This window comes from Paenibacillus phytorum (assembly GCF_013141715.1).
GTDB classification, from domain to species: domain Bacteria; phylum Bacillota; class Bacilli; order Paenibacillales; family NBRC-103111; genus Paenibacillus_E; species Paenibacillus_E phytorum.
The window spans coordinates 85,760-111,371 of record NZ_WHOA01000197.1 but is presented as its reverse complement, the minus strand read 5'-3'; the positions used below and the strand labels follow the sequence as shown (position 1 = coordinate 111,371).

At 45.8% G+C, this 25,612-nt stretch carries 21 protein-coding genes, 2 pseudogenes and 1 riboswitch; of the genes and pseudogenes, 7 read left to right on the top strand and 16 right to left on the bottom strand.

Features of this window, described 5'->3' with window-relative positions; all coding sequences use genetic code 11:
- The first annotated feature begins 122 nt into the window (after positions 1–122).
- A riboswitch (PreQ1 riboswitch) is annotated at positions 123–166 on the top strand.
- Between the two features lie 11 nt (positions 167–177).
- Positions 178–678, top strand: a complete 501-nt coding sequence (queF, locus tag GC098_RS27930; protein ID WP_029198588.1) for a preQ(1) synthase — start codon at positions 178–180, stop codon at positions 676–678.
- A gap of 63 nt (positions 679–741) precedes the next feature.
- Here queF and GC098_RS27925 read toward each other — a convergent pair whose 3' ends face one another.
- The 7 genes and pseudogenes from GC098_RS27925 to GC098_RS27895 form a co-directional block, all read right to left on the bottom strand.
- Positions 742–1,425: a DUF421 domain-containing protein gene (locus GC098_RS27925; RefSeq protein WP_246359015.1), complete on the bottom strand. Its 684-nt coding sequence runs from the start codon at positions 1,423–1,425 to the stop codon at positions 742–744.
- A gap of 41 nt (positions 1,426–1,466) precedes the next feature.
- Positions 1,467–2,711: an ATP-binding protein gene (locus GC098_RS27920; RefSeq protein WP_171646555.1), complete on the bottom strand. Its 1,245-nt coding sequence runs from the start codon at positions 2,709–2,711 to the stop codon at positions 1,467–1,469.
- A 153-nt stretch (positions 2,712–2,864) separates the two neighbouring features.
- A pseudogene (locus GC098_RS27915) lies at positions 2,865–3,287 on the bottom strand (DNA alkylation repair protein); the annotation flags it as partial.
- Between the two features lie 81 nt (positions 3,288–3,368).
- The gene (locus GC098_RS27910; protein WP_171646465.1) at positions 3,369–6,767 is read right to left on the bottom strand and encodes a cadherin-like beta sandwich domain-containing protein; all 3,399 of its coding nucleotides are present in this window, start codon (positions 6,765–6,767) and stop codon (positions 3,369–3,371) included.
- 939 nt (positions 6,768–7,706) lie between these two features.
- Positions 7,707–7,958, bottom strand: coding sequence for a hypothetical protein (locus tag GC098_RS27905; protein WP_171646464.1), 252 nt, complete (start codon positions 7,956–7,958; stop codon positions 7,707–7,709).
- A gap of 47 nt (positions 7,959–8,005) precedes the next feature.
- A complete protein-coding gene (locus GC098_RS27900) occupies positions 8,006–10,057 on the bottom strand; it encodes a molybdopterin-containing oxidoreductase family protein (protein ID WP_171646463.1) in 2,052 nt (683 codons plus the stop codon).
- A 74-nt stretch (positions 10,058–10,131) separates the two neighbouring features.
- Positions 10,132–11,319: a helix-turn-helix domain-containing protein gene (locus GC098_RS27895; protein WP_171646462.1), complete on the bottom strand. Its 1,188-nt coding sequence runs from the start codon at positions 11,317–11,319 to the stop codon at positions 10,132–10,134.
- A 217-nt stretch (positions 11,320–11,536) separates the two neighbouring features.
- Here GC098_RS27895 and GC098_RS41745 point away from each other — a divergent pair.
- From GC098_RS41745 to GC098_RS27865, 6 genes and pseudogenes are all read left to right on the top strand, one after another.
- Positions 11,537–12,575, top strand: a pseudogene (locus tag GC098_RS41745) (ABC transporter substrate-binding protein).
- 52 nt (positions 12,576–12,627) lie between these two features.
- The gene (locus GC098_RS27885) at positions 12,628–13,506 is read left to right on the top strand and encodes an ABC transporter ATP-binding protein (RefSeq protein WP_171646461.1); all 879 of its coding nucleotides are present in this window, start codon (positions 12,628–12,630) and stop codon (positions 13,504–13,506) included.
- Complete coding sequence (locus GC098_RS27880) at positions 13,499–14,335, top strand: ABC transporter permease (protein ID WP_171646460.1); 837 nt, start codon at positions 13,499–13,501, stop codon at positions 14,333–14,335. The genes GC098_RS27885 and GC098_RS27880 overlap by 8 nt, the downstream gene beginning before the upstream one ends.
- Before the next feature lie 26 nt (positions 14,336–14,361).
- Positions 14,362–15,705, top strand: a complete 1,344-nt coding sequence (locus tag GC098_RS27875; protein ID WP_171646459.1) for an LLM class flavin-dependent oxidoreductase — start codon at positions 14,362–14,364, stop codon at positions 15,703–15,705.
- Positions 15,706–15,718: 13 nt separating this feature from the next.
- A complete protein-coding gene (locus GC098_RS27870; protein ID WP_171646458.1) occupies positions 15,719–16,642 on the top strand; it encodes a TauD/TfdA dioxygenase family protein in 924 nt (307 codons plus the stop codon).
- Positions 16,643–16,792: 150 nt separating this feature from the next.
- Positions 16,793–16,975 carry a hypothetical protein gene (locus tag GC098_RS27865; protein WP_171646457.1) on the top strand — a complete coding sequence of 61 codons (183 nt, stop codon included), beginning with the start codon at positions 16,793–16,795 and terminating at the stop codon, positions 16,973–16,975.
- 86 nt (positions 16,976–17,061) lie between these two features.
- On the opposite strand, the gene sdaAA is transcribed toward GC098_RS27865, so the two are convergent.
- The 9 genes from sdaAA to GC098_RS27820 form a co-directional block, all read right to left on the bottom strand.
- Positions 17,062–17,949 carry an L-serine ammonia-lyase, iron-sulfur-dependent, subunit alpha gene (sdaAA, locus tag GC098_RS27860; protein ID WP_047681686.1) on the bottom strand — a complete coding sequence of 296 codons (888 nt, stop codon included), beginning with the start codon at positions 17,947–17,949 and terminating at the stop codon, positions 17,062–17,064.
- On the bottom strand, positions 17,950–18,627 hold the full coding sequence (gene sdaAB / locus GC098_RS27855) for an L-serine ammonia-lyase, iron-sulfur-dependent subunit beta (protein ID WP_171646554.1): 678 nt from the start codon (positions 18,625–18,627) through the stop codon (positions 17,950–17,952).
- A 208-nt stretch (positions 18,628–18,835) separates the two neighbouring features.
- The gene (locus tag GC098_RS27850) at positions 18,836–19,711 is read right to left on the bottom strand and encodes an SMP-30/gluconolactonase/LRE family protein (RefSeq protein WP_171646456.1); all 876 of its coding nucleotides are present in this window, start codon (positions 19,709–19,711) and stop codon (positions 18,836–18,838) included.
- Positions 19,712–19,718: 7 nt separating this feature from the next.
- Complete coding sequence (locus GC098_RS27845; RefSeq protein WP_171646455.1) at positions 19,719–20,621, bottom strand: fumarylacetoacetate hydrolase family protein; 903 nt, start codon at positions 20,619–20,621, stop codon at positions 19,719–19,721.
- A 23-nt stretch (positions 20,622–20,644) separates the two neighbouring features.
- On the bottom strand, positions 20,645–21,934 hold the full coding sequence (locus GC098_RS27840) for an aspartate aminotransferase family protein (RefSeq protein ID WP_171646454.1): 1,290 nt from the start codon (positions 21,932–21,934) through the stop codon (positions 20,645–20,647).
- A gap of 27 nt (positions 21,935–21,961) precedes the next feature.
- Positions 21,962–22,813: an amidohydrolase family protein gene (locus GC098_RS27835; RefSeq protein ID WP_171646453.1), complete on the bottom strand. Its 852-nt coding sequence runs from the start codon at positions 22,811–22,813 to the stop codon at positions 21,962–21,964.
- A gap of 20 nt (positions 22,814–22,833) precedes the next feature.
- Complete coding sequence (locus tag GC098_RS27830) at positions 22,834–23,604, bottom strand: IclR family transcriptional regulator (RefSeq protein WP_171646452.1); 771 nt, start codon at positions 23,602–23,604, stop codon at positions 22,834–22,836.
- A gap of 374 nt (positions 23,605–23,978) precedes the next feature.
- Positions 23,979–24,164 (bottom strand): twin-arginine translocase TatA/TatE family subunit, encoded by a 186-nt coding sequence (locus GC098_RS27825; protein WP_171646451.1) that lies wholly within the window; start codon positions 24,162–24,164, stop codon positions 23,979–23,981.
- A 61-nt stretch (positions 24,165–24,225) separates the two neighbouring features.
- Positions 24,226–25,605, bottom strand: a complete 1,380-nt coding sequence (locus tag GC098_RS27820) for an extracellular solute-binding protein (RefSeq protein ID WP_171646450.1) — start codon at positions 25,603–25,605, stop codon at positions 24,226–24,228.
- Positions 25,606–25,612 lie beyond the last annotated feature (7 nt).

The window sequence follows — 25,612 nt, the reverse complement described above, 5'->3', positions numbered from 1 at the left end:
GGCTACATGTCTACAATCGTGAATATACGGAAACTTTCGTATGAAAATATGGCCTCTCCACGAAATCCCATCAGCGATGAGGATGCATTTTGCGTGCGTATATGGTACATTTCTAATGAAAAATACAAGAGGTTCGCGAACTCCCTCTCTAAAAAACTATGAAATGAGGAACCACCCATGTCAGCAGGCAGAAGCAATGAAGATTTGAAAGAGATTACCTTATTAGGCAATCAAGGAACCAAGTATGTATTCAACTATGATCCCACTTTATTAGAAGCATTCGATAACAAGCACCCGAACAGAGATTACTTTGTTAAGTTTAATTTCCCTGAATTCACTAGCTTGTGTCCAGTAACTGGACAGCCCGATTTTGCTACACTCTACATCTCTTATATTCCGAATATTAAAATGGTGGAGAGCAAATCACTTAAACTGTACCTGTTCAGCTTCCGGAATCACGGTGATTTCCACGAGGACTGCGTCAATATTATTATGAATGATTTGATCGAGCTGATGGCGCCTCGTTATATCGAGGTTTGGGGCAAATTCACCCCGCGCGGCGGCATTTCTATCGATCCTTATTGCAACTGGGGTCAACCCGGCACGAAGTTCGAAGCGATGGCTGAGCATCGATTGATGAATCATGACCTCTACCCGGAAAAAATCGATAATCGCTAATTAGCAGATCATAAGCATTTAGCCTAGTCAATCCCTTGGATTGGTTAGGCTTTTTTGCTAAATCTATTTAAGCTGATAGAAAAGTCCGTTTGAATCGGACCATTCGGCAAAAAGAACCCGTTCATGATGGCTGATTCCACTCAGCTGCAAAAGCTGCTTCAGCCATTCCGGGTCACGGCCGAGACGCCCCAGTGCTGCTTCATTGATACTCCCATTCTCAATAATACTCTCCGGCAGGCAGACTCTTTTCTTAGGGGAATCTGCCTCCCCATTGTTTTGGTTTGCCGGATCCATTTGGCGGAGCACACTAATGCTGCCATTCGTCTCGAACAACGCATAGGCGACTTCCCTCATAGAGAACACATCATTTTCCCGCAGCAGCATACTAAGTTGACCAAAGTCAAGATTGTTGCGCTTCATCGCCTTAAAGTCGATAATCCCATCACGGATCAGCAAATCGGGTGTTCCGGTTGCATATCGGGAAATCCAAGGGACTGTCCAGATAAACTTCTCAAGGGCAAGTGCAAGCAGTGTCCAGATCACAAGTGCGAAGACGAGATGGCTGAGATGAACATTGTCATCATAAATCGTATTTCCAACTAACTCACTAAGCATTAAGGAGGAGACAAAATCAAAAGCCGTAAGCTGAGAAATCTCTTTCTTTCCCAGAAGTCGTGTCATAATCAGCAATCCAACCAAAGCAACAACCAATTTTACGGCTATGCTTACATACATCGTAATTTCCATCATCATCACTCCCATATCTGTCACTTAAAATGGTATGACCCTTACAAAGGCAAAGTAATTGTGACAGTCGTACCGACGCCTTCCTCACTTTCGTAGTTCATTTCCCCATTCATCGTTTCTATAATCCGAATGCTAACGGCTGTCCCTAATCCCGTTCCAACATCTTTCGTCGAATAGAACAAATTACCGATACGAGAGAGCTGATCTTTCGTCATTCCCTTACCATTATCAATAACCTTGATTTCGGCTCGGCCAACCAATCTTTTTAAGCTTACCTGCACCTCTCCGTTGGCCGGCGTCGCTTCAATGGCATTTTTAATCACATTCACCAAGGCTTGCTGCAATTGTCCACGATCCGAAAAGATATAAATATGATCCTCAAGATTGACAGTAATCTCAACACCATTCTTCATCGCCATTGGCGTTAGAAGCACAATAATGTTGTTTAATACGTCAGAAAATGAAAAAGATTCTATTTTGGTTAGTTTCGGCTTGGAAAAATTTAAGTAATCATTAATAATCGATTCTGCTCTCGCTAGCTCCTCCATGGCAATATTCAGGTATTGTTGATTCTTCCCTTGCTCATTCGGGCGCATAAGCTGCAGAAACCCTTGAACAACAGTTAACGGATTACGAACCTCATGTGCGATGGATGCAGCTAACTCGCCAAGCGTTTTCATTTTTTCAGCTTTTTGAATTTGAACTTTCATTTTAAATCGCTCTTCATGTATTTCTTGCAGCAAGGATGATAACCAGGTTCCTAAAACTAGGAGTATACCAAATGATATCATAGCAGGAATAGTAGCAAGATCAAACGATTCAAAACCTTTGTAAAGAGACACATAGCTCATTAAAATGAGCAGCATAACCAGTAACGGACTTAACGAGACCAATATAGCTGCCTTTATTCGTGAACTTCCTGTTAATTCTTTGATCTTGTAAGAAGCTACAAAGGGGATAATAAAACTGAGTGTCATGCTGATATAGCCAAAAATAAGCGCATCGCCACCAAGATACGTACGCATCAGCAATATCATAATATAATTAGTAAAACCTGCTAAGGGTCCCCAATAAATGCTCGAAATTATAAGGGGAACATAACGTAAGTCCCAGTACAAATCAAGTTCGTAGTAAGAAAATAATAAGCAAAGTGAGGAGGCTGTTCCATAAAGCAAGCCCATCACGATCGGTGACTGATCATTGCGCCATCGATCTCCAAAGACACTCTGTAATAAGACAGGAGCAAGGACGATAAGGATGTTCAAAAATAATTTTTCTAATAACATAGCTGACACTGCGCTCCCTTCTATCCACACCTTCAATGTTTCTGCAAGGGTAAGCGTTATCCTTTTTTTAACAGGGGAAAAAATGTTAAAAAAGGCTGCAACCGAAGCGGCATCTTACACTGCCGTTCAGTCATAGCCTTGATAAACTCTTTTTTAACAAATACACGTCTTTTTCTTCGTTCCTACTCGGCCCATCGATTCCACTTTATGAATATATTCACTCGCGAGCGGTACTTTACAAGCCGTTTGACCGACGTCGACATGAACCTTGCCGATCTCATTAGCTACTTCCGTCGCAGCTTCAAATAGAGGAAAACAATACGCACCCACCGTAATAACGAAGGTGTTCATTGTATATCTAACACGATTTCTTTCCGCGTGAATCGTAGTTCTCACTTGCTCCAAAAGCTGCGCAATTTCGTGAAGGTCGAGCTTCTCATCGGGTGTGATACTAATATAGTTTGCATAAGTACTCCATCCGGATGTGGCAATTAATTCGTCGGGAGATTGCAGCCATTCCCTTGCCAATTGGGGCGCGCTGCTGCTTTCTGCAGCCACGCCCGCTACCGTATATTCTTGATGCGAAATCCCTTTGCCTTTTGCACAGAGTAAAGAGTCGAGAGGGAGACCCCGCCGACTCTTGATCATTTAATAGCTTTATTTGGCCTTGTCTTTTTCCTTTTCGCTGCCTCTCATCACAATGAGCTTGTATATATTAGTGGAGGTATCCTCAGCTGTCACCTGAACTTCAATCGTGTTCTCACCCTTTTTCAAGTGAATAACATCAGATGCTGCTCCACTTACAACTACTTCTCCGTTTACCGTTACCTTTGCCCGGCTGTCTGCAACAGTTGGCGTGACGGTGATCTTACTGGTTCCATTTGACACCGAAGCCGTGTATGCTGTTACATTCGCTCCGAATACCGGACTTAATGTTCCCGCACTAATCGTCAAGCTGCTTAGATTCGCATTGTTTGATAACAGCCGAGTTACTGTCAGTCGATAAGTCTTTGTAGAATGATCTTCGGCCGTAACAGTAATGTCGATCCTATTTTCGCCGACATTTAGCCGAATGTCATTGGAAGCCTCTCCATTTACAACTAATGCTCCGTTCACTGTTATCTTCGCTTGACTGTCTGCCGCCGTTGGATGGATGCTGATTTGAGCTATCTCATTAGACACACTTGACGTATATTCGGTTACAGCTGAATCAAATGCAGGACTTAATGTACCTGCTCTGATTGTCAAGCTGCTTAAGGTATTGTCGGTTGAAGGCCATATTCCCGTAGCCGTCACACCAGCTGCCTTTTCATAATTGGTCCCGATATTGTTTAAGAAATTCTTACTGACCGTAATGTTTGAGCCTGCCTGCAGCTGAATCCCATTCGTATTTCCTGTTAGCGTATTCCCTGTAATTTGTACGTTTTGAGGATCTCCCTGTCCTACACTATTGGCATTTTGGTCACCGTTATCGTGTTCGAGCAGAATTCCCCAGTAATTGCCCGCTGTATTATTGCGAATTAGATTATTGATAATCCTAGTACCTGGTCCGTTTAAAATGTTGATCCCAACGCCATTATTGACAGTTGTTGTGTTTTCAATTGTGTTATGCTCGATCAATGTATCTGGCGTACCCATCGTAACGACAATGCCTTCACGTGAGTTTCGAATGACATTGTCATGAATGTAGTTATTAGGTCCCGTTTTGCTATGGTTACTTGGCGCTGTACCACCTGTGTTTCCAAGACCTATGCCACCGCCGGTGAAGATGTTTTCGATCGTATTCCCGTGAACTTCGTTCAGGTACTCGAGCTCACCGTGAAGATCAATAGCATCCAATTTGGTATTGGTATAGTGATTATTTCTCAGAACGTTATTGTGCGCTACATTTTGGATGAGGGATCCATGACGCAAATACGGCCCTTCAAACGTAGAATTTTCCACCACATTCCAATACGTATCATTATCAAAACCGAGCCTGTCGACCTTCGGCATTCCTTGAATGGATGTTCCGTAGCCAGCTCCGCCGCCACCGAGATCGGTTGCATTGCGGAATGTACTGCCGCGAACTACGACATCATGACTGTTCTCAATCCGAATCGCCATCCGTCTAAACCGTTCAACAGTAACCTGATCAATGGTCACGTTATAGGACGGATTCTCGCCATAGTTCGCTATGGCAATCATACTGTCGGGTCCCCCGGCCTCTGGATTATTCGTAGCATGCTCTAAGGAAAATGTACGATTCCAAGTTGAGGTTACTGTCAGGTTCGAAACGACAATATCGTGTTGATTGGACGATTTCAAGACAGAACTATTCTTGACATCGTCAATACTTGATTTCAAAAGAGTGCCAGTTTGGCTTTCTCCCCTTACATTCACTCCGGATTTGAGTTTTATGTTAATAAACCCATCAGGCGACGTTTTTAAGTTATACACACCATTCGGTAAAAAGACTTCATCGCCGAAAGTGGCAGCATTGATGGCATTTTGAATAGCTATCCGGTCATCTTGTTCATTATCCGTAGGATCGGCGCCATAATCTACCACATTAATGGTATTTCCCGTTACAGCGTTAGGTGTATGCTTGGCATGCTCGGAACCATCTGGTTTCGTCAAGCCAGCCTTCGTGAAAGGAACTGTGCCTGGGGGAGCCGTAGGCGTAATATTCGGAACAATGGCTACCGGTGTATCTCCGAATAAAAATGGTGCATAAATCATCACTTCCGTTAAGCTGGTAAACGTACTTCCATCCGAATTACCATGTCCGACTACTCGTAGGAAGCGTGCATTGGTATCCGGGAAATCAAATGCCTGCATGTTAACCGTATTCGCGCGGCTGCTGCCACTAAACACATTCGTCCATGTTGTAGCGTCATTTGAAGTTTGAATATCGATAAGGGTAGAACGTTGATCTCCTTTATAAAAAGCTATGCCCACGTACCCGATACTCTTCGTTTGCCCTAAGTCAAACATCACATATTGACCATCGCCAGAAGCTGACCAACGGCTGTATAGATTGTTATCCAGCGTATTGCTCTCAACATTACCATCGCTGCTGCTAGCATTAACTTCCACAACCTGTAGGGGAGTAATAGGAGCAGTTAACGTTGTCGCGGTGTAAGTCAATGGGGTCGAGGAATAGTTCCCAGCCGCGTCTCCGGCGATAATCTTATAGGTATAACTCGTATTTGGTGTTAAGCCTTCGATGTTATAATACGTACTGCCATAAACAGTAGAAAGAACGGAGTCATTTTGATAGACCAAATAGTTGGTTACTAAGGTATCATCTACAGCTGCTGGCCAGGTTAATTGGACAAAGTCCGTTCCCAGATTGCTTGACTTTAAGGCAGCGTTTGATGGCCAAGTAGGTGGTGTATTATCACCTTGTACTACGCGTTTCACCACTAACTGCGGCTTAGGATTGGACGCCGTCGTTTCTTTGGAATACACATTAACGGATCTGCCTAAGCCTTGTGAATCACCGACAACAAAGGATACTGCACCATCCGATAAATGCTGTCTTACATAGTTGGTCACGTCTACCGTATATAGAGCCGGCTTGGATATCGTGTTAGGCTGAGTTACTGTAATTTGCCCGAGCTGAGCTAATTGAGCCAGATCTGTTTGAGGGGCTGTATTCCAAGTAATTGCTGCTTCCTGCCATGTCGTATCGCTCTGAGCGAACACTTGTAAAGCTGTGTCCACGTCATTTGTACCGCTCCCCCGTTTTGCTGAGACCTGCAAATAATACTTGTATGCACTGTCCGAAACCGCAGCCACGTTAAATTTATAGTAAGCCTGTCTTTTGACCGTGCTGCTGGATAAAATGTTGTAAATACCAGTCGTGGAGCTCGTTTTGGTATCAAAGTTCGTATTTGCGATTGCTGCATTCGTAGTGTCCATAGCGATAGCCGCATCCGCTGTAGGCAGCAGGGCAGCTACATCAACCTCAACATCAGTCGCTTTCCCTGGCGAAGGGATGAGGAGTAATGAGAAAACCATTGAAATCATTAACATCATGGCTAGCTTTCTTTGAATGAGATGAATTTTCATGTCAACAAGCTCCTTATTCTGTTTAATAGTTTGAAATATATATGTAAGCGCATACAAATACCTTGTGACCATCATCATACTCTCTTTCAAGCTAATTTTATTGTCATTTATTTAGGTCTTAGAGGGTATTATTAGGATTTTGGCGTCTTAGCGGCAATCCTCGTGCGACTTAGTTGCAAAAAGTGCAGCAAAATTAAATGATGCTGTCTCCTCTGGCAAGAATAACTGCATTTTGTGCAGCAAATATCAGCATTTCGAGCAAAAAAGGGTAGGTAAACGCCAAATTTGATGCACTATCTATATGCATCATTTCTCGTGAAAACGCTGATCTTGACAGATTTAGCTGCACTTATTACATTTGGCCTCCCGAACAGACTTTTCTGCCTTCTCAGGCCTGCAAACCCGCTGACTTACCTACTTTCGACAGTTGAGAAGTCTTTTTCAGACGTCTCGCTCCACTTTCGCTCCATCCGGGCCTCCGAGACAGTCTTTTCTGCCTTCTCAGGCCGCAAACCCTCTAAATTACCTACTCTCGACAGTTGAGAAGTCTTTTTCAGACGTCTCGCTCCACTTTCGCTCCATCTGGGCCTCCGAGACAGCCTTTTCTGCCCTCTCAGGCTGCAAACCCGCTAACTTGCCAACTCTCGACAGTTGTCCTTTTCAGACGTCTCGCTCCACTTTCGCTCCATCTGGGCCTCCGAGACAGCCTTTTCTGCCCTCTTAGGCTTCAAACCCTCTAACTTACCTACTCTCGACAGTTGTCCTTTTCAGACGTCTCTCCACTTTCGCTCCATCTAGATCATGGAACAACAGGGGAGTTATCGAGGAACTAAATTGAAACTAGCAGCAGTCCGCTTTTCACTTCAAAGGAGGGATTGCCCTACGTAGCTAAAAAGAAAAAACCGATCCATGGGGATCGGCATTCGGTATCTTCTTCTTTTAAACTAATATAAAGATTTTCGGTTGGTGCACCGGCGGTTGAGGCTGAGGGCATTGCGGGAATGGTAGAATATCTCGGATTTGATTGAAGGCATAATGTTTTGTAGTAAATTGGGTGTGGTATAAATATTCAATTATATAAATAGACCCACCTTGAATACTGCATAGAATACCTGAAACACCAGTCCCGTCCATTAGGGATACACCTACTGGACTTCCGATCCAGCCATACGCTTTGTGCTGTAATGACATAGGTCATCACCTCCTGAATTACCTTATGCGGCGAAGCGCCTAAGGATTCAGTTTACTTCGCGCTTCTCCACCCGCACACGGCCTGAGAAGAACGTAGCGCCGCCGCCCATATCGGCTACTCGGTCTGGCGTGAGCGCGTTAACCAAAGCTTTGTTCCCCGACAAATCCGCCCAAAGCCCTTGACTCACAACCACGCCTGGCAGCACATCCGAGCCAGCCGCTACGACTAATTCGCACTCTCCGCGATCATTCCAAACACGGGCAACATCGCCACTGACCAAGCCTAATGCGGACGCATCCGCCTCATTCATATGAAGCTTCGGCGTTTTCTCCATTCGGATATGCTTCTCGTTATGCGCAAACGTCGAATTCAAGAAGTTATGATTCGGTGCCGGAACGAACAAGAATGGCAGGTCCCCTTCATCCACAAGTGGCGTATATGTCGGAAGTGGCGGGAATCCTTTACTCTCCATCTCATGAGAATACAGCTCGATCTTCCCGCTCGGTGTCTTTAATTCCCCAGGGAATAATGGCTTAACATCCGCCTTAATAAACTGTTTTTCGAGCAGTGTTTCATACGATATGTTGTTCAGAGCTGGGTTTCCGGGATGATCCAAAGCTTGGCGAATCAAAGCTTCATCAGTATCCCTCAAAGCTTCATCCTCATAGCCCATCTCCGCCGCCAACAATCGAAACACATCCACATTCGCTTTGCTTTCCCCATAAGGAGTCATGACGGGAAGCTGAAGGTGCACATATTGATGCCAATAGGAGCGGTAAAAGTCCGTATTTTCAAAGGAGGACGTAGCAGGAAGCACAATATCAGCGAACTTCGCTGTTTCGGTCAGAAACAAATCATGAACCACGGTAAACAGATCCTCCCGCTGAAGTCCCTCCCTAACCTTATTCGCATGAGGAGCAACTAACGCTGGGTTGGAATTGTACACATAAAGCGAATGAATAGGCTGATCAAGCTCCAGCAAGGCGCTCCCGAGTAAATTCATATTGATTTGTCGAGCTTCCTTCTTCCGCAAATCGGGTCGCTGTAAGGCGGGAATATTGTGCTCCAAATAGCTGCCATTTCCTTTAATCGCGCCGCCGCCTTTATGCAGCCACTGCCCCGTTAATGCTGGTAAGCAAGCTATGGTCCGCACACACATACCACCGTTATCATGGTGCTGAATGCCGTTTCCAATTCGAATAAAAGATGGCGAAGTCTGACCGTATAAGCGAGCTAAGCGGTAGATATCTTCCACAGGGACGCCCGTTATTGTAGATACCACAGAAGGATCATATTGACGCACATGTTCCCTTAGCTCCTCATGCCCAGCGGTATATTGCTGCATAAAAGCTTCATCAACCAAATTCTCAGCGAACAAGATATGCATGATTCCGAGAGCAAGGGCAGCGTCTGTTCCTGGCAAAATCGGAATAAACCAGTCCGCCCAGCGGCCTGTTTGGTTCTTATGAGCGTCAATCACGATGATTTGCGCGCCATTCTTACGGGCTTTTTCAGCCAACATAACCTGATGCATATTCGTGCTGACCGCATTAATGCCCCACATGATAATCAGCTTGGCATGAACCGTATCCTCTGGATCTGTCCCGAAGCTGCCTCCCATCGTATACTTGTAGCCTACTGTGCCTGCTGATTCGCAGATCGAATAAAGCAGCCGGCTTGCTCCCATCCGATTAAAAAAGCGACGATCCATCCCTTCCGTCCCAATCCGCCCCATGTTGCCATAAAAGCTGTAAGGCAAGATAGATTCTGCGCCTTCATCCTCGATCAGCTGCTTCCACCGACTTGTTATGGTTTCGATCGCTTCTTCCCAGGTAATTCTTTCAAACTGGCTGCCTTCACCCTTAGGACCCACCCGCTTCATGGGATATTGCAGTCTTTTTTCATCATATATACGAGCCGTCATGTTGCGGACTTTATTGCAAATAGCCCCTTGTGTTACCGGGTGATTGGGGTCTCCCTCTATTTTAACGATCTTCCCAGCTTCTTTATGAAGCAGCAAACCGCATTGATCTGGACAATCCAGTGAGCATACGGATGGGAAAATGCCATTTTGTTCATCTCGCATTGTTGTAAGCATTCGGCACTCCTTTCAACACTTCCATTCTTTTTTACTATATACCGAAATGAAGCGAAGCGAAAGCCTCTTTGCATTCAGTACAACTGCTCCAAGGCCCAATCCCCTTCCAACGGATCGCAGCTCACAAGGGGCAGCTTTAATGCCTTAATGGCTAATTGCAAATATTCACCTTTGAAACAGATTTCTTTGGATAAAGGAAGTGATAGCTGCTGTAGAACGTTCATGTCTTTCGAATAAAAAGCAGCGTCCCATCTTACTTTGGCGATTATACGTGCTGTAATTTCTGGAGGAATTCCTTTGGCCCGGGAAATAAGCTCGGCAGCTGCACGAGGATGATTACGGATAAACGTGTGGACCCTAACATGTGCTTTTAAGTAAGCAACTGCGTCTCCTTCATGATGTCGCGCCCAATTCTCATCAGCAACAATTCCCGTTAAATAATTCTCCCCCATTCCCTCTGGAAAAAGCACCTGACCTACGCCATGGTATTGAGTCAAGCTGATATACGGCTCCCACATGACACTTCCGGCAAGCTTCCGCTTCACGATCCCCGCCATGCATTCATCCATTTCTTTATGTTCAAAATGATTCTCATGACCTCCAAGCGATTGAAGCAGCTTCGATAAACGATAACCCGCACTCGATTGCGCTGCCGATGAAAGCGGCCACTGGCAGATCTCCGAAATATCGGTGATCTCCAGCCCTTTGCGCATAACGAGTGAAATCCCTTGCCCACCGGAGGTTTTACCGTCAAAGGCGAGGAGAATAGGGCGAAATGCAGGCAGCGTCTGACTCAGTGATTGACTAAGTACAATCGGATAGTCTCCCAAGGAAGCAATCTGGATGCTGCCCCCAATCAATCCCTGCAGCAGCAACGTTCCATTTGTTGCATCAAACCATTTTACATGCACAGAACGGCTAGGATTTACTAAGATGAGCTCTTCCTCCAACCAGCCAAGCTCTTTCATGATGAGCGCTGTCCACATATGGGCCGTTCCGCTTTGATAACCAACCGTTATCGTGGGCAGCTCCTTAGAAGTGACGGTTGTTGAGGCGCCTGAAGCAAGTGCCGGATTCTGTAGGCTAAAAGAGTGATGACGAACCCACTGTTCCAGTTCATTCTTATCAATTAAGATCTCTTTCCCTATTTTCACAAAAGGAAGCTGCTTTAATTTACGCCATCTGTCAAAGGTGGATCGGCTTACACCAAGCAAATCGATCGCATCATGCAAAGAAATGAGGTTGAATCGCTGGTTGGTCATGGTCATCGCGCCTCCTGCCGGGGTTAAGATGGTCATTCATCGTCATTCATGTTCATGTGTTTCCAATTCATTGACAGTTCACTGGGCTGAGATTATATTTCATTATAGAAATATATTCATAGTAAGTCTATAGGAATTATATAATTTACGACCGGGCCTCTGGAGATAACTTGGTTAGAAATCAACGAAAGCAAATTATCGTTAGGGGGATTTGATCATGATTCATTTTGCTAAAAAAAGCTCCACGACAGCCATCGTATGCCTTCTTGCTTCCTCTCTCCTATTGACAGCCTGCGGCAAAACAGAGACGACGGCATCTGCGAGCGGCGGCGCACCCGAAGTAACGGAGCTTCGTTATCAAGGAGGTGTCGGCTCTGTTACTTTTCCAGAATTAGCTGATGATCTGGGGTACTTAGCTCCATTGAAGCTGAAATTTATCGGCAACACGATTAGCGGTCCGCAAGATATTCAAGCCGTCGTTACAGGGGATACCGACTTTGGCGGAGCTTTTAATGGGGCTATCGTGAAATTGATATCTGCCAAAGCTCCGATTAAGCCAGTTATTGCTTATTATGGTGTCGATGAGAATACGTGGACGGGATATTACGTTTTGGATGGCAGCCCCATCAAATCTGCAAAGGATTTAATTGGTAAGAAAATTGCAGTGAATACACTAGGCTCATCATGAATTCGTCATAAAGGAATACTTGCACAGAGCCGGCCTAACGACGGAGGAGATCAAGCAAGTGACGCTTGTTGTCGTACCGCCGGTCACAACGGAACAGACGCTGCGCGCAGAACAAATCGATGTAGCCACACTAGGCGGTGTGCTGCGTGACAAAGCGCTGGAGCGCGGCGGCATTCACCCTTTGTTTAAGGATATCGATCTGTTTGGCACCTTTAGTGCCGGCAGTTATGTGCTGACCGATAAATTCATCAAAGCGAATCTGAATGCCTCGCGTAAATTTGTCGAAGCAACCGCCAAAGCTATTGAGTGGGCTCGCACAACACCACGGGATGAAGTTGTTGCTCGATATGAGAAAATCATTAACGCCAGAGGCAGAAAAGAAGATACTTCTACTGTGAAGTTTTGGAAAAGCACCGGTGTTGCCGGTAAAGGCGGCTTGATCTCTGACAAGGAATTCGATACTTGGATCCATTGGCTGGAGGACGAAGGCGTACTTAAAGAGGGACAATTAAAGATCAAAGGTCTGTACACGAATGAATTCAATCCTTTTGTAAATGAGAAAAAGTAACTGCTTATGAAGCCAGTTTATGAATGATGAAACCGTTAAGGAGGTGCTGCAAATGACAGCTAAAATAAGCATTCAGCATGTGCAGAAATCGTTTCGAATCCAACGAAACCTGGGGCATTTGAAAGAAGATTTACAGCCTATTTCCGCCCTAAAGGATATCAATTTGGAGGTGAAGAAAGGCGAGTTCATGGTCATCGTAGGCCCTAGCGGCTGCGGCAAATCAACATTGCTCGACTTACTTGCGGGTTTAACGAAGCCAAGCAGTGGGCAGATTTTGTTAGACGGCAAGGCCATTACAGGACCGAATCTGGATCGCGGTATCGTGTTTCAGCAGTATGCGCTTTTTCCGTGGAAGACGACGCTTGCGAATGTGGAGTTTGGTCTCGAAGCCAAAGGGGTGGGTCGCAAAGAACGACGTAAAATTGCCCTAGAGTTCATTCATCTGGTTGGGCTTGCCGGCTTCGAAAACCGTTATCCCCATGAGATTTCAGGAGGCATGAAACAGCGGGTTGCGATCGCCAGAAGCTTGGCCTACGATCCTGAAGTGCTGTTGATGGATGAACCCTTCGCTGCGCTTGATGCGCAAACACGTGAAACCCTGCAAAGCGAACTGCTGCGTATTTGGGAGGCTACCCAAAAAACGATCATTTTCATCACGCATGGCATTGAAGAAGCGGTTTATTTAGGCCAGCGTGTCGCTGTAATGACCTCTCGTCCAGGAAGAATCAAGAAAGTCATTGATATCCCTTTTGAATCACGCAGAAGTGAAGAAGATTTGCGATCCCATCCTGACTTCGTCAAGCTGCGCCATGAGGTGTGGGATTTGCTTAAAGACGAAGTAACGAGAGCCCAGGAGCAAGAGATAGCCAAGAGCTTGGATGGCTTTGAGCACAATAAATCTGCGTTAAAAGGAGGCGTTATTAATGGCTAGTGTGAATGCGGGGAAAGCCCTGGTTCTTCGTGAAAAAGAAAGCTTTGATGTCGCCCTATGGTCCTTAGCGAAGCTAAGAAAACTGTTCAAAAATGCCATTGTCATCGTGGCCTTGCTTTTCGTATGGGAAGTGGCGCCTCGTATAGGGCTCGTTGATCGAACGTTCTTCCCTCCGATTTCCGAAATAGCGGCTGCTTGGTGGCAGTTGCTGCTATCGGGTGATCTTACCGAGCATACAATAGCCAGCTTATCGCGTTCTTTGGGCGGATTTACGCTGGCAATCCTCATCAGCATCCCTCTTGGTCTCGCCATCGGTTGGTGGAAGCCCGTATCGGAATATCTCAATCCCTTGCTCGAATTATTGCGAAATACGGCCGCACTTGCCATACTTCCGGTTTTCATCCTATTACTCGGACTTGGTGAAACCTCGAAGATTGCCATCGTGCTCTATGCCTGCACTTTCCCGCTTCTATTGAACACCATTAGCGGTGTCAAAAATGTCGATCCACTTTTGATCAAATCAGCTCGTTCGATGGGTTTATCGCCAGTTAGCTTGTTTCGCAAAGTGATTATCCCTGCTGCAACTCCGACTATTTTCGTAGGCATTCGGCAGGCTGGAGCCGGTTCTATTCTAGTGCTCGTTGCCGCTGAGATGGTCGGTGCGAAGTCCGGTCTCGGTTACTTAATTCAATACACACAGTTCAGCTTTCAAATTACGAATATGTACGCAGGCATTATCTCTATTTCGGTTATTGGTTTAATCATTAATTACCTACTTGTTACGCTAGAGAAGAGATTAACAGGCTGGAAGCAAACCTATAGTGAGTAAAAAAATAAAAGGGTGCGTGAGTGATCATGAGTAAAGCGAAAAGACAACTGCATTTAAATGTATTCATCATGAATACGGGGCATCATGAAGCATCATGGAGACACAAAAACACAGAGCCGGAGAATATTACGGATATTCGATATTTTCAACGGATTGCGCAAATTGCGGAACAGGCTAAATTCGACTCCCTCTTCTTGGCGGATGGATTGGCGGTCAGTCAAAACATCAAGCATGGCGCGTTTGTTGGGCTTGAACCATTCACTTTGCTATCTGCCTTAGCCGCGGTAACCGATCATATCGGACTTATCGGCACCGTCTCTACAACGTATAACGAACCCTTTCATGTTGCGCGCAAATTTGCCTCGTTGGATCACATAAGCAAGGGGCGAGCAGGCTGGAATATCGTCACATCCGGAAGCTCTTTTGAGGCTAGTAATTTCAGCAAAGATGACCATTTGGAGCACAGTAAGCGATATGAACGGGCCAAAGAATTCTTAGACGTAACGACCAGTCTGTGGGACAGCTGGGAAGATGAAGCTCTGATCATTGATCGAGAATCGGGCACCTTCGCAGATCGAAGTAAAGTTCGGGAAATCAATCATGTCGGCGATACCTTTAAAGTGCGCGGACCGCTGAATATACCAAGGTCTCCGCAGGGATATCCGGTGCTTGTTCAAGCCGGTTCTTCCGAATCTGGCAAAGAATTCGCCGCTCAGTATGCGGAGGCCATATTCACTGCTCAGCAAACACTCGTAGAGGCCCAACAGTTTTATTCAGATGTAAAATCTAGACTTGCCAAGTATGGACGATCTCCTGAGCAGTTGAAAATCTTGCCGGGCATCTGCCCCATTATCGGTCGCACCGAATCAGAAGCCAAAGAAAAAGAGCAAGAGTTAAACGAATTAACCGTTCCGGAATATGGGCTAAATCAGTTGTCCAATATGTTGAATATTGATTTATTCTCCTATCCGTTGGATGGACCTCTTCCGGAGCTGCCAAGCTTGTCCGACATCAATGGGAATAAAAGCCGCTTCCAGCTTGTCGCTGATTTAGCGAAGCGCGACAATTTAACCATTCGCGGGCTGCTTCATCGTCTCGCAGGCGGACGCGGTCATCGTACTTTTGCTGGTACGCCTATTCAAATAGCAGACCAGTTGGAAGAATGGTTCTTACACGGAGGCAGTGACGGCTTTAATGTGATGCCGCCTTATTTACCAGCCGGATTGGAAGAATTCGCACAATTCGTCATACCGGAACTGCAGCGAAGAGGATTGTTCCGAACGGAATATTCAGGAACTACCCTGCGGGGACATTTGGGCTTGTCCCGACCTGCTAATCAGTATGCGACTGCTGCCGTTGGAGGCGCATAAATATAATAATTAAATGGAACAAGTTAAGGTAACTCCCGGTCACATTGAGGTGCTTCCGATTGCAGGCAGAATTGGCGCAGAAATAAAAGGGGTGAGCCTTAACGCTGATCTGGATACTCAGACGGTTAAGACGATCCGCGAGGCTTTATTGCAGCACAAAGTCATTTTCATTCGTGATCAGCACCAGCTGGATGACGCAGGACAGGAGGCTTTTGCTCGCCTGCTTGGTGATCCTGTTGCTCATCCGACGGTGCCAATTAAAACCGGAACTGATTACGTTCTTGAGCTTGATTCCGCTCATGGCGGGCGGGCCGATTCTTGGCATACTGATGTGACCTTCGTCGATGCTTACCCGCAGGCCTCTGTTCTCCGTGCCGTCGTGGTTCCCGCTTCCGGCGGTGACACGGTTTGGGCGAATACCGCCGCCGCTTATGAGCACCTCCCCTCCGAACTGCGTACTCTCGTTGATCAGCTATGGGCGCTGCACAGCAACGACTACGATTATGCCGCGCAGCGTCCTGAAGTCTCTCCAGAGAAGGAGCGTCATCATCGGGAAGTGTTTGCCTCCACGGTGTATGAAACCGAGCATCCGATCGTTCGTGTGCATCCCGAGACGGGTGAACGCACCCTTGTGCTTGGCCATTTCGCGAAGAAAATCCTGGGCCTATCTTCCGCAGACTCTGCTCAACTACTGTCTCTACTTCAGGGGCATATTACTAAGCTGGAAAATACAGTTCGTTGGCGCTGGTCTGCCGGCGATGTCGTGATCTGGGACAATCGCGCAACGCAGCACTACGCGATCAACGATTATGGTGACCAGCATCGGATTGTGCGCCGAGTCACTGTAGACGGCGATATTCCAGTGGGTATCGATGGCCGACAGAGTGTAACACGCTTCAAACAACCGTCCGAGTCGTTAACTAAAACAAGTGCATAGATAAAGAAATGCCCCACTACAAGGTTATTGGCCTTGTAGGGGGCATTTGTTAGTTAATCCGCCACCCAGAACAATGGGGTGAATCCAGTGACTTTAAGCATGTTTTTCATTGTTACGGAGCCAATTTCTTGCGCTCCCCACACTTTAGCGATGAAAAACATCGTCTCAGCAGCATTCTTTGTTGGACGGGGCGGTTCCAGCGACTTTAAGCATGTTTTTCATCGTTACGGAGCTAATTTCTCTCACTCCCTCCACTTTAACGATGAAAAACATCGCCTCAGCAGCATTCTGCGTCAGGTGGGGCGAATTAAGAACAAAACAACCTTCGGGTGACGAACAACTGTATCCACTAAAGGCCGGAATTCATATTTTCAATACAAAAAAAGCCCGCAGGTGAACCTCACCCACAGACTTGATTATTAACGCTGCTTCTTACCCAGATTCAGCTCTTTCATGATTTGTTGGCCTGTCGGTGTTTGAGCTAAGCCACCTTTGGCTGTCTCCCGGTGTTTCTCCGGCATTGCCGTGCCTACTTCATACATCACTTGAACGACTTCATCCGAAGGAATGACGGATCTGACACCGGCCAAGGCCATATCGGCTGCTGCCATTGCATTAACCGCTCCAAATCCATTACGGACAATACAAGGAATTTCAACCAAACCGCCAACTGGGTCGCATATTAACCCCAAGGTGTTCTTCAGCGCGAGCCCAACTGCGTGCATCGCCTGTTCTGGCGTACCGCCGCGAAGCTCCACAAGCGCACCAGCTGCCATACCAATGGCGGACCCAACTTCAGCCTGGCATCCTCCTTCTGCACCGGAGACGAAGGAGTTGTTGGCGATTACATAACCGATCGCGCCAGCGCTTAACAAGCCATTGACCATATGGTCATCATCCCATCCAAATCGCTGCTGACTGCTAATGAAAACACCTGGAATAATTCCGCAGGAGCCAGCCGTCGGCGTGGCAATGATTCGTCCCATGGAAGCGTTAACTTCTGAAACAGCGAGTGCATAAGCCATCGCTTTGCAGGCTTCTTCGCCTAAGGATGCTTCTGTCGTTGTCATATAGCTCGCAACACGTTGAGCGTCTTTTCCCGTCAACCCGCTTCGGGATGTTGTATCTTCTGTCAATCCTTTGGCGACGGCTTCTTTCATGATTTGGTAATACGCTCGCATCTTTTCAAAGACATACTCAGGTGATTTACCCGATTCTTGGCTTTGATCAGCAAGCATGACTTCTGCAATGGTTAATCCTTCGGAAGCACACACTTCCGTTAATTGTTTCAATGTCCGGAATCTCATTTATTCGCCTCTTTCTGCGAGGTCTACTTTTTTTATTTCGTGTATCATGCTTAAATTTTTAAGCTCTTCTATAAGCGAATCTGGAATCGATACATCCGTCTCGATCACTGTCATCGCTTCCCGATCGCGGCCCTTCCGATCCAAATCCATGAAACCGATATTGATTTCGCTGCGCCCCAATAAGGCGGTAATATCTGCAATCATCCCTGGACGATCATGATGGGAAATAACTAACGTAGGGTATACCGCAGTAAATTTTACATCAAATTGATTCACATTAACAATCTCAACATTGCCTCCGCCGATCGATGCTCCCGTCATACTCAATTCCCGTGTTTCTGATGAAAGATTGAATCGAACGGTGTTGGGATGATCAGCTTTATCTTTACTTGTAAGGAAGGCAATCTCCACACCAAGCGCTTCAGCCTCTTCCGCAGCAACAGGAATACGCGGATCATCGGTTTCATAATCCAGTAGACCGCCAATTAATGCCAAATCGGTGCCATGCCCCCGGTAGGTATCCGCGAAAGAACCGTATAGTGTGATTTCAACCTTCTTCGGCTGTTCGCCAAGCAGTTGTCTGACAACACGTCCTAGCCGGACCGCTCCTGCGGTGTGAGAGCTTGATGGACCGATCATAGATGGTCCGATGATCGAAAACACATCTTTAAAACGCATCATGCAGCTCTCCTAACATATAGTGTTGTTCCCTTTACTCCCATTGTATGAAGCCAATACAATAAAGACAAGTCTTCAATGCGTCCTTATATTCCCATATTATATTCAAAGGCAGAGCCTTCCATCATAGTAACATATTCAACAATCTTTATATATGAAAAAGCGATCCCCCCTTATGGTCTAAGAGAAAAGATCGCTTTTCGAAAAACTAGCCAAATTTATGAAACGGCATCCCTTTTACTTTTAATTGCACACTAAAGATGGCTCCTGCATAAGGCTGTTCCAATTTTTGCTGCTGATTTAATCCCTGCCATGCACTAGTAATGAAGAGTTGATCAAGGGTTTCTCCGCCAAAAACACACGATGTGACCTGAGCAGCCGGCACTTTTATTTCATCCAATAGACTTCCATTCATGGGGTTCCATCTGGATACTTTATATCCACCCCATAGTGCGATCCACAGCATCCCCTCCGTATCTGTCGTCATTCCATCAGGAATGCCTTGACCTTCCGGAATTTGAACAACAACTCTAGGATTGCTTATCTCCCCTGTTTCAAGCTCGTAATCAAATGCGTTTACCTGCTTTGTCATAGAATCTATATAATACATGATGCGGTTATTAGGGCTCCAAGAAATTCCGTTAGAAACACTAACATTCCCCAACATCTTTCGTACTGTCATGTTCGGATCCATGCAATAAAGCGAGCCTTCCTCTTTCTTTCCATTCATACTCATGGTGCCCGCCCAGAATCTTCCCCTCGCATCGCACTTACCATCATTAAACCGATTATCGGGCAAATGAGCTTCCGGGTCTGCAAGATGCACTAATTTTTCTGTATCGAGATCGAGAAAATAAAATCCATGCTGGGCGGCGAGAATAGCTCCACCCGACTTTCTTAGCGCAATTGCACCTACTTGTTGTCCAATGGCAATCATTTTTTCCACCCGAGTTTCCAGGTTCAAAATATGAATTTTCCCTGCCGGAATGTCTACCCAATACAGCAACTTGCCATCAACATCCCAACAAGGCCCTTCTGCAAGTTCAGCTATTTGGGAATGAACTATTTTCAAATTGTGCGTCATTCTGCCACTACTCCGCAACGAACCGATTGGTCAGTGTTCCGAGCTTTTCAATTTCAATCGTCACGATATCCCCGTCCTTCAAATACACTTGCTTTTCTGGTGGATACCCAAGTACAACCCCTTCAGGTGTTCCTGTTAAAATAATATCGCCCGGCACTAGCGTCATATGCTGGGATATGTAGCTGACGATTTCATCGCAATGGAAAATCATATCCGATGTATTCGAATGCTGACGCACTTCTCCATTTACATACGTTTTAATTTCAAGATCATTCGGGTTGCCCACTTCATCCGCCGTCACGACATAAGGACCGATAGGCGCAAATTTATCGCAAGATTTACCCAACAGCCATTGTTGTGTCCTCACCTGCAAATCGCGTGCTGATAGATCATTAGCATTACTGTAGCCAAAGACGTGACCCGGCGCTTGCTCCTTGGAAATATATTTGGCTGTTTTACCAATTACGATCGCTAATTCCGCCTCATAGTCAACTTTCTCCGAAACCTTGGGCAAAGAAATATCATCGCCGTGACCGGTTAAAGTGTTGTTGAATTTATTGAACAAAATCGGATATTGCGGTATCTGTGCACCCGTTTCCTCCGCATGTCTGCGATAATTAAGTCCCACGCAAATGATTTTATTCGGATGCGTAACGCAAGGCCCTAAAACTAAAGTCGATTCGTCCAATAAATAAGCTGTTTTGTCGTTATCCAAAGCAAGAACCATATCGATATATTCACGCAGTTCGTTTAACGCACCAGTCCCGCCTTCAATAACTTCGTGTATGGTAGTAGGTATTGTTTTTTCTGTGGAGATAGATGATAACGCCGCCAATACGTCGACCACGCCTTGATCCTTTTTCACACCTAAGCGGTAAGTACCTTTTTGAATAAACGTTAATAATTTCATATTTAAATACTCCTATCTATGGGTCATTTGATGATTAACTCTTTCAATACGGATTCGATGATATCAAGTGTTGTATCAATATCCTGATCTGTATGGCTATAACTGATATGATTGCGTTTAATGTTCATTGGCATCTTATAGATGCCCTTCTCGATTAATTTCTTACGATAGGTTACGTATAACTCCGCGTCATTTTGCTGTAAATCAGAATAGTTCTTCGGCTCGCTTTTCATGAAATAAGTCGTCCACACAGAACCAAATCCTGCCACATATGCCTCGATGCCTAGCCGTTCGTGAATGCCACGAATGCTGGAACGCATCTTCTCGCCCAAGCGGAAAATGTGCTCATGTACCGGTTCGTTCTCCATCAGTTCAAGTGTTGCTATAGAAGCGGCTGTGCCTACGGCATGACCGTTATAGGTTCCCGCAAACCAGACATCTCCGCCTGGATACGTATTGAATCGCTGCATATACTCACGCTTACCAGCAACAGCGGCGATTGGGTATCCGTTCGCCATCGCTTTGCCCATCGTTGTCAAATCTGGAGTAACCCCAGCCACCTTCTGAAAACCGCCGATATCATGACGGAATCCGGTAATGACTTCGTCAAAGATCAGCAGTGCTCCATATGCCGTGCAAAGCTCACGAAGCCCTTCCAAGAATCCAGGCTGCGGCATAACGCACCCGATATTGTGAGGAATCGGCTCCACAATCAAGGACGCGATTTGCCCTTTGTTCTCACGGAAGGTCCTTTCTACATCATCAAGATCATTAAACGTACAGACCAAGGTATTGTCGATCGCTTCGTCCATCATGCCAGCTGATCCGGGATCGCGTTTACCGATCATGTCCCAAGCGCTGAGCATGTTGCGAGCGACATAATCGTGCCAGCCGTGATAGCAGCCTTGAAATTTGATCAGTTTATTGCGTCCTGTAACCGCACGCGATAAACGAATCGCATGATAAGTAGCTTCTGATCCTGAATTGCAAAACAGCACTTGCTCTGACGAAGGGACGTGTTTACAAATTTTACGTGCTAGTTCCACTTCCAGATCCGTACAACCAACGCCGTACAAATCAGTTCGCTGAATAGCTTCAATTACTTTTCCATTAACATAAGGATGGCTATGCCCAAGAATAATCGGGCCAAATGCACCTTGATAATCAATGTACTTGTTACCATCTGCATCGTAGATGTAAGCGCCTTCACCTTTTGTAAAAACCTTCATTGGATTCACGTTACGAATGGACGTATGAACCCCGCCTGGCGAGTAAAGTTTCGATTCTTCATAAAGCTCTGCATTTTTGGACATGTCTCATTGCCTCCTCTTAATTGTGATTTACTTTACGATCTTGGTCAGGCCGAGTAACTCCGGCGTATTGCGATGAATAATATCCTCGATGATCTGCTCCGGAATACGCGGCATCTTAGTGCCTTCAACCAAGTGGTTAATATTCCGAAACAGGTCTATCGTTTGCTGCGTTGTGAAGAAAGGATAATCGGAGCCGAATAAAATCTTGTGCGTCACCCCATACTCCATCGCAGAAACAAGCGCATTATAAAACTGCCACGGCCGTGACCCTAGTGCCGATAAATCCATATACATATTGACGTTTTTTCGAACGACGGCAATGCACTCATCCACCCACGGGTGTCCCATGTGAGCAATGATCATTTTGAGGTTAGGAAAAGCACGGGCTATCGGGTCTAATAATGCCGGTCTGGAGGCGTCGAGATACCCTTCTGGTACGAAGGAAGTACCTTGGTGCCACATAATCGGCAATCTCAATTCATCAGCCTTGGCATACAAATCAAAATGACTTTGTTCACCCGGGTAAAAATTTTGATAAATCGGTCCAAGCTTAAGTCCACAAAGCCCAAATTCCTTGATAGCTTCTTCAAACAGACGAGCGGCATTAGGCCTGTTTGGATCGATGCTTGCAAACCCGTACAAGCGTCCAGGATGTTTAGCTACATACTCAGCTACAACTTGGTTAGGTACGTTGATGCCCGTTGCCGGAGCGTCGAAAGCAAGCACAATGGCCCCATCAAATTGTTGTATGTTTTCTTCATGCTGCTGTGGAGTGGCGATGATGTCCATATGTTCACCCCAACTACGCTTGACAGCAGCTAAAAAGGGCCCCTCGGTTTGTCCTGGAAGAAACAGATGGGTATGGCAATCGAATATCATAATTCTGTCCCGCCTTTCATTTATTTGCCGCCGAGGTATCCCATCGCACGTGAAATTTGTCCGGCCGTTTCTTTTACTAAATTCCCAATTGTCAAAAACTTGATAGCCGGCAAATCTTTAACTAACGAGGTAATGCTGATGGATGCGATGATTTCCCCGCTGGAGTTTCGGATTGGAGCACCTATACAGCGGATGCCCTCCTCAAACTCCTGATCTTCAATAACGAAACCATGTTCACGAACGAAAAGCACATCGCCCTTTATTTTTTCAAGCATACGATCGATTTGCTGCGTAGAAAGAGTGGCATCTTGATTCAAAATATGTACAATCTCTTCCTCTGTCTTGTCGCAGATAATCGCCTTCCCCACACTCGACTGAAACAGTGGTTGGGCTTGACCGATTGTCGTGGCGAAACGAACAAAACCTTTGCCTTCCACTTTATCTGCATAAACGGGTTTGTTTTCTACTGGCACTGCCAAATGAGCGGTAAATGGCGTGTCTTGGGCTAAGCTTTCCAAAAATGGACGTGCAATTCTTACTAAGTCCATTGCTTTAAAATAACTAATGCCCCATCGCAAAACACCGTGTCCAAGCCGATATTTCCCTTCCGGCGTTTTTTGGATAAGGTCGTTTTGTTCAAGTGTATTCATGATTACAAATGTCGTCGACTTCGGAAGCTTTAATTGAATATGCAAATCGCTTGCTGAAAGCTCAGCCTCTGAGAGTGCATTCAGAATTAGAATGGTTTTCTCAATCGCTGGAACCGAATACTCTTTCGTTCCTTGGGTCATCATGTTTCCTCCATACTTTACTCATAATCTATAAGTTAAATTCAATATATTGAACGTTGTCTATAAATAATATAGGGTTTCTACAGCATATTTGCAACTGCTTTTTCATGAAAAACACGTCTATAAATCGTCTAAAAACCTAGAAATCCCGTTTTTATATAAAACAAAAAGAACTTCTGGCTATTATTGATCCGTTAAATTGATTCTACACATTAAACAAAGTTCAATATATTAGATTCCATTCAACAGAATCATGCGCGAAGCTAAAGAATCTTTCCCTGAAATTTTACCGAAAGTGGAAGAAGACCGTCCTCCATCCGGCAAACCTTGCCTCAGAGAGAACGATCTATTTAACTGCTTCTTTGGAAAGTTGTTTAAAGTTTATTGGTTTCTTCCACACGAGTTTCCTTACGAGTCTGCAGTGGAGGATGTGATTCATCGTCCCCTATTAATTCCTTGGTTCCTTTTTTAAACTCCTTCAAGGTTTTGCCAAACGCACGACCTAATTCTGGCAGCTTGCTGGGGCCGAACAATACAAGTGCAGTTATAACTATTAACATAATAGTTGAAGCACTAAAATGCGGCACATAACTCACCCCTTTTTGGTTAAAGGTACTAATCTTACAAGGAACTAACGGTTAGGCGCTCTTCGATATGTGAACACAGGACCTCTTCGGTTTCCAAGCCGGCCCAATACATCTTTAATTCCTGGTTTATTTCGGATAGTTCTCTCGCGCTAATAGCTAAATCCGTGAAATATCTAAAGCCGGGTATCGTTTCGCGAAATAGCGAAAATCTAGAAGGAAGATAGCGCTTTTCTTCCCCTACCCACTCTGCGGCCGATTTTCTGGCTGGAAGACTGTATGTGTTCTGCCGAACGAATAGTTGGGCTTTATTGCTGGTTAAAAACTCCACCAATTTAACGGCGGCGTCCTTGACCTGCGACTGACGGTTGACAGCAAACCCCGTGTTAAGCAGCATCGTCATTGGCGTACCAAAATGCGGTACGGGCGCGATATCAAAGGACAACCGCTCACCAAGTAAATAATTTAAATAAAAGTAACTGGTCATGATCATCGACGCTTTGCCTTTGGCCAGAAGCAGCTCCGATTCGCCTGTCGTAATTCCTTCCGATAAAGATGGAATACTATGCTTCATCTCCCCACAGTAGCGAAGCGCATCCATCATATGCGTACCGGCAAGCTTAAGACGACCGTCTTCATGCCGCTCGAACTTCCCCCCGGTTTGCAGCAGAAGAAGAGGCCAACGGTTCGATGAATACAAGTCGCAGTGAAAGCCAAGCCGTTCATTCGGAATGGCAAGCCGTGACGAATATTCGATCAGATCCTTCCACTGCCAACTGCTATCTGGCTCGGACAAATTAGCTGCTTGAAAGTGTTCCCGGTTATAACAGAGAATGAGCGGCGAAAAAATAAACGGCTGCACGAGCTGCCGACCATCCACATTAAATGCGTCTGACAAGAACGAATATATCTCCGGATTGCGTTCCATCGGCTCCAGCAATCCTTCATCTCCGTTTTCCACACATTCCTGAAAATTCTTAAAGTTTATCATGACTACATCGAGAATGCCGCTGGACAAGTAATCGCTGATATAACTGTAGCTGTCGCTGGATGTAGGCACTGCTTGTACCCGAATATGCGGGTTTTCCTTTTGAAATAGGGAAAGCAGCCGGTGAATATCCGCCTCGCCGGTGACGGAGCTATGGAAGCCTAGCTTCACAGTGACGAAAGCGCCGTCCGGAGGACCGACAACCTTGGTTCCGACACGCGGTATTTTCTCGATCAGCCCTTCTGCGACAAGGACTTCGAGTCCTTTTCGCACAGATTGGTTGCTTAAATTGAATTGCGCAGCGAATGTTTTTTCGGAAGGCAAATATTCGCCTACCGACCGCTTTCCTGTCAATATTTCTTCCCGCAGCGTGTTGACGAGTTCACTCAACCGCTCGCGTGACGATTTGCGAGTTGTCCGTTCTTCCATCTATAGA

Coding starts and splice junctions, on each gene's coding strand:
- sdaAB (WP_171646554.1), bottom strand. CDS start 18,627: ATGCGTTTTAAAGATGTGTTTTCGATCATCGGACCATCTATGATCGGT.
- GC098_RS27850 (WP_171646456.1), bottom strand. CDS start 19,711: ATGACGCACAATTTGAAAATAGTTCATTCCCAAATAGCTGAACTTGCA.
- GC098_RS27885 (WP_171646461.1), top strand. CDS start 12,628: ATGACAGCTAAAATAAGCATTCAGCATGTGCAGAAATCGTTTCGAATC.
- GC098_RS27830 (WP_171646452.1), bottom strand. CDS start 23,604: ATGACCCAAGGAACGAAAGAGTATTCGGTTCCAGCGATTGAGAAAACC.
- GC098_RS27875 (WP_171646459.1), top strand. CDS start 14,362: ATGAGTAAAGCGAAAAGACAACTGCATTTAAATGTATTCATCATGAAT.
- GC098_RS27900 (WP_171646463.1), bottom strand. CDS start 10,057: ATGCTTACAACAATGCGAGATGAACAAAATGGCATTTTCCCATCCGTA.
- GC098_RS27845 (WP_171646455.1), bottom strand. CDS start 20,621: ATGAAATTATTAACGTTTATTCAAAAAGGTACTTACCGCTTAGGTGTG.
- GC098_RS27840 (WP_171646454.1), bottom strand. CDS start 21,934: ATGTCCAAAAATGCAGAGCTTTATGAAGAATCGAAACTTTACTCGCCA.
- GC098_RS27865 (WP_171646457.1), top strand. CDS start 16,793: ATGAAAAACATCGTCTCAGCAGCATTCTTTGTTGGACGGGGCGGTTCC.
- GC098_RS27880 (WP_171646460.1), top strand. CDS start 13,499: ATGGCTAGTGTGAATGCGGGGAAAGCCCTGGTTCTTCGTGAAAAAGAA.
- GC098_RS27925 (WP_246359015.1), bottom strand. CDS start 1,425: ATGGAAATTACGATGTATGTAAGCATAGCCGTAAAATTGGTTGTTGCT.
- GC098_RS27835 (WP_171646453.1), bottom strand. CDS start 22,813: ATGATATTCGATTGCCATACCCATCTGTTTCTTCCAGGACAAACCGAG.
- GC098_RS27820 (WP_171646450.1), bottom strand. CDS start 25,605: ATGGAAGAACGGACAACTCGCAAATCGTCACGCGAGCGGTTGAGTGAA.
- GC098_RS27895 (WP_171646462.1), bottom strand. CDS start 11,319: ATGACCAACCAGCGATTCAACCTCATTTCTTTGCATGATGCGATCGAT.
- sdaAA (WP_047681686.1), bottom strand. CDS start 17,949: ATGAGATTCCGGACATTGAAACAATTAACGGAAGTGTGTGCTTCCGAA.
- GC098_RS27825 (WP_171646451.1), bottom strand. CDS start 24,164: ATGTTAATAGTTATAACTGCACTTGTATTGTTCGGCCCCAGCAAGCTG.
- GC098_RS27905 (WP_171646464.1), bottom strand. CDS start 7,958: ATGTCATTACAGCACAAAGCGTATGGCTGGATCGGAAGTCCAGTAGGT.
- GC098_RS27920 (WP_171646555.1), bottom strand. CDS start 2,711: ATGTTATTAGAAAAATTATTTTTGAACATCCTTATCGTCCTTGCTCCT.
- GC098_RS27870 (WP_171646458.1), top strand. CDS start 15,719: ATGGAACAAGTTAAGGTAACTCCCGGTCACATTGAGGTGCTTCCGATT.
- queF (WP_029198588.1), top strand. CDS start 178: ATGTCAGCAGGCAGAAGCAATGAAGATTTGAAAGAGATTACCTTATTA.
- GC098_RS27910 (WP_171646465.1), bottom strand. CDS start 6,767: ATGAAAATTCATCTCATTCAAAGAAAGCTAGCCATGATGTTAATGATT.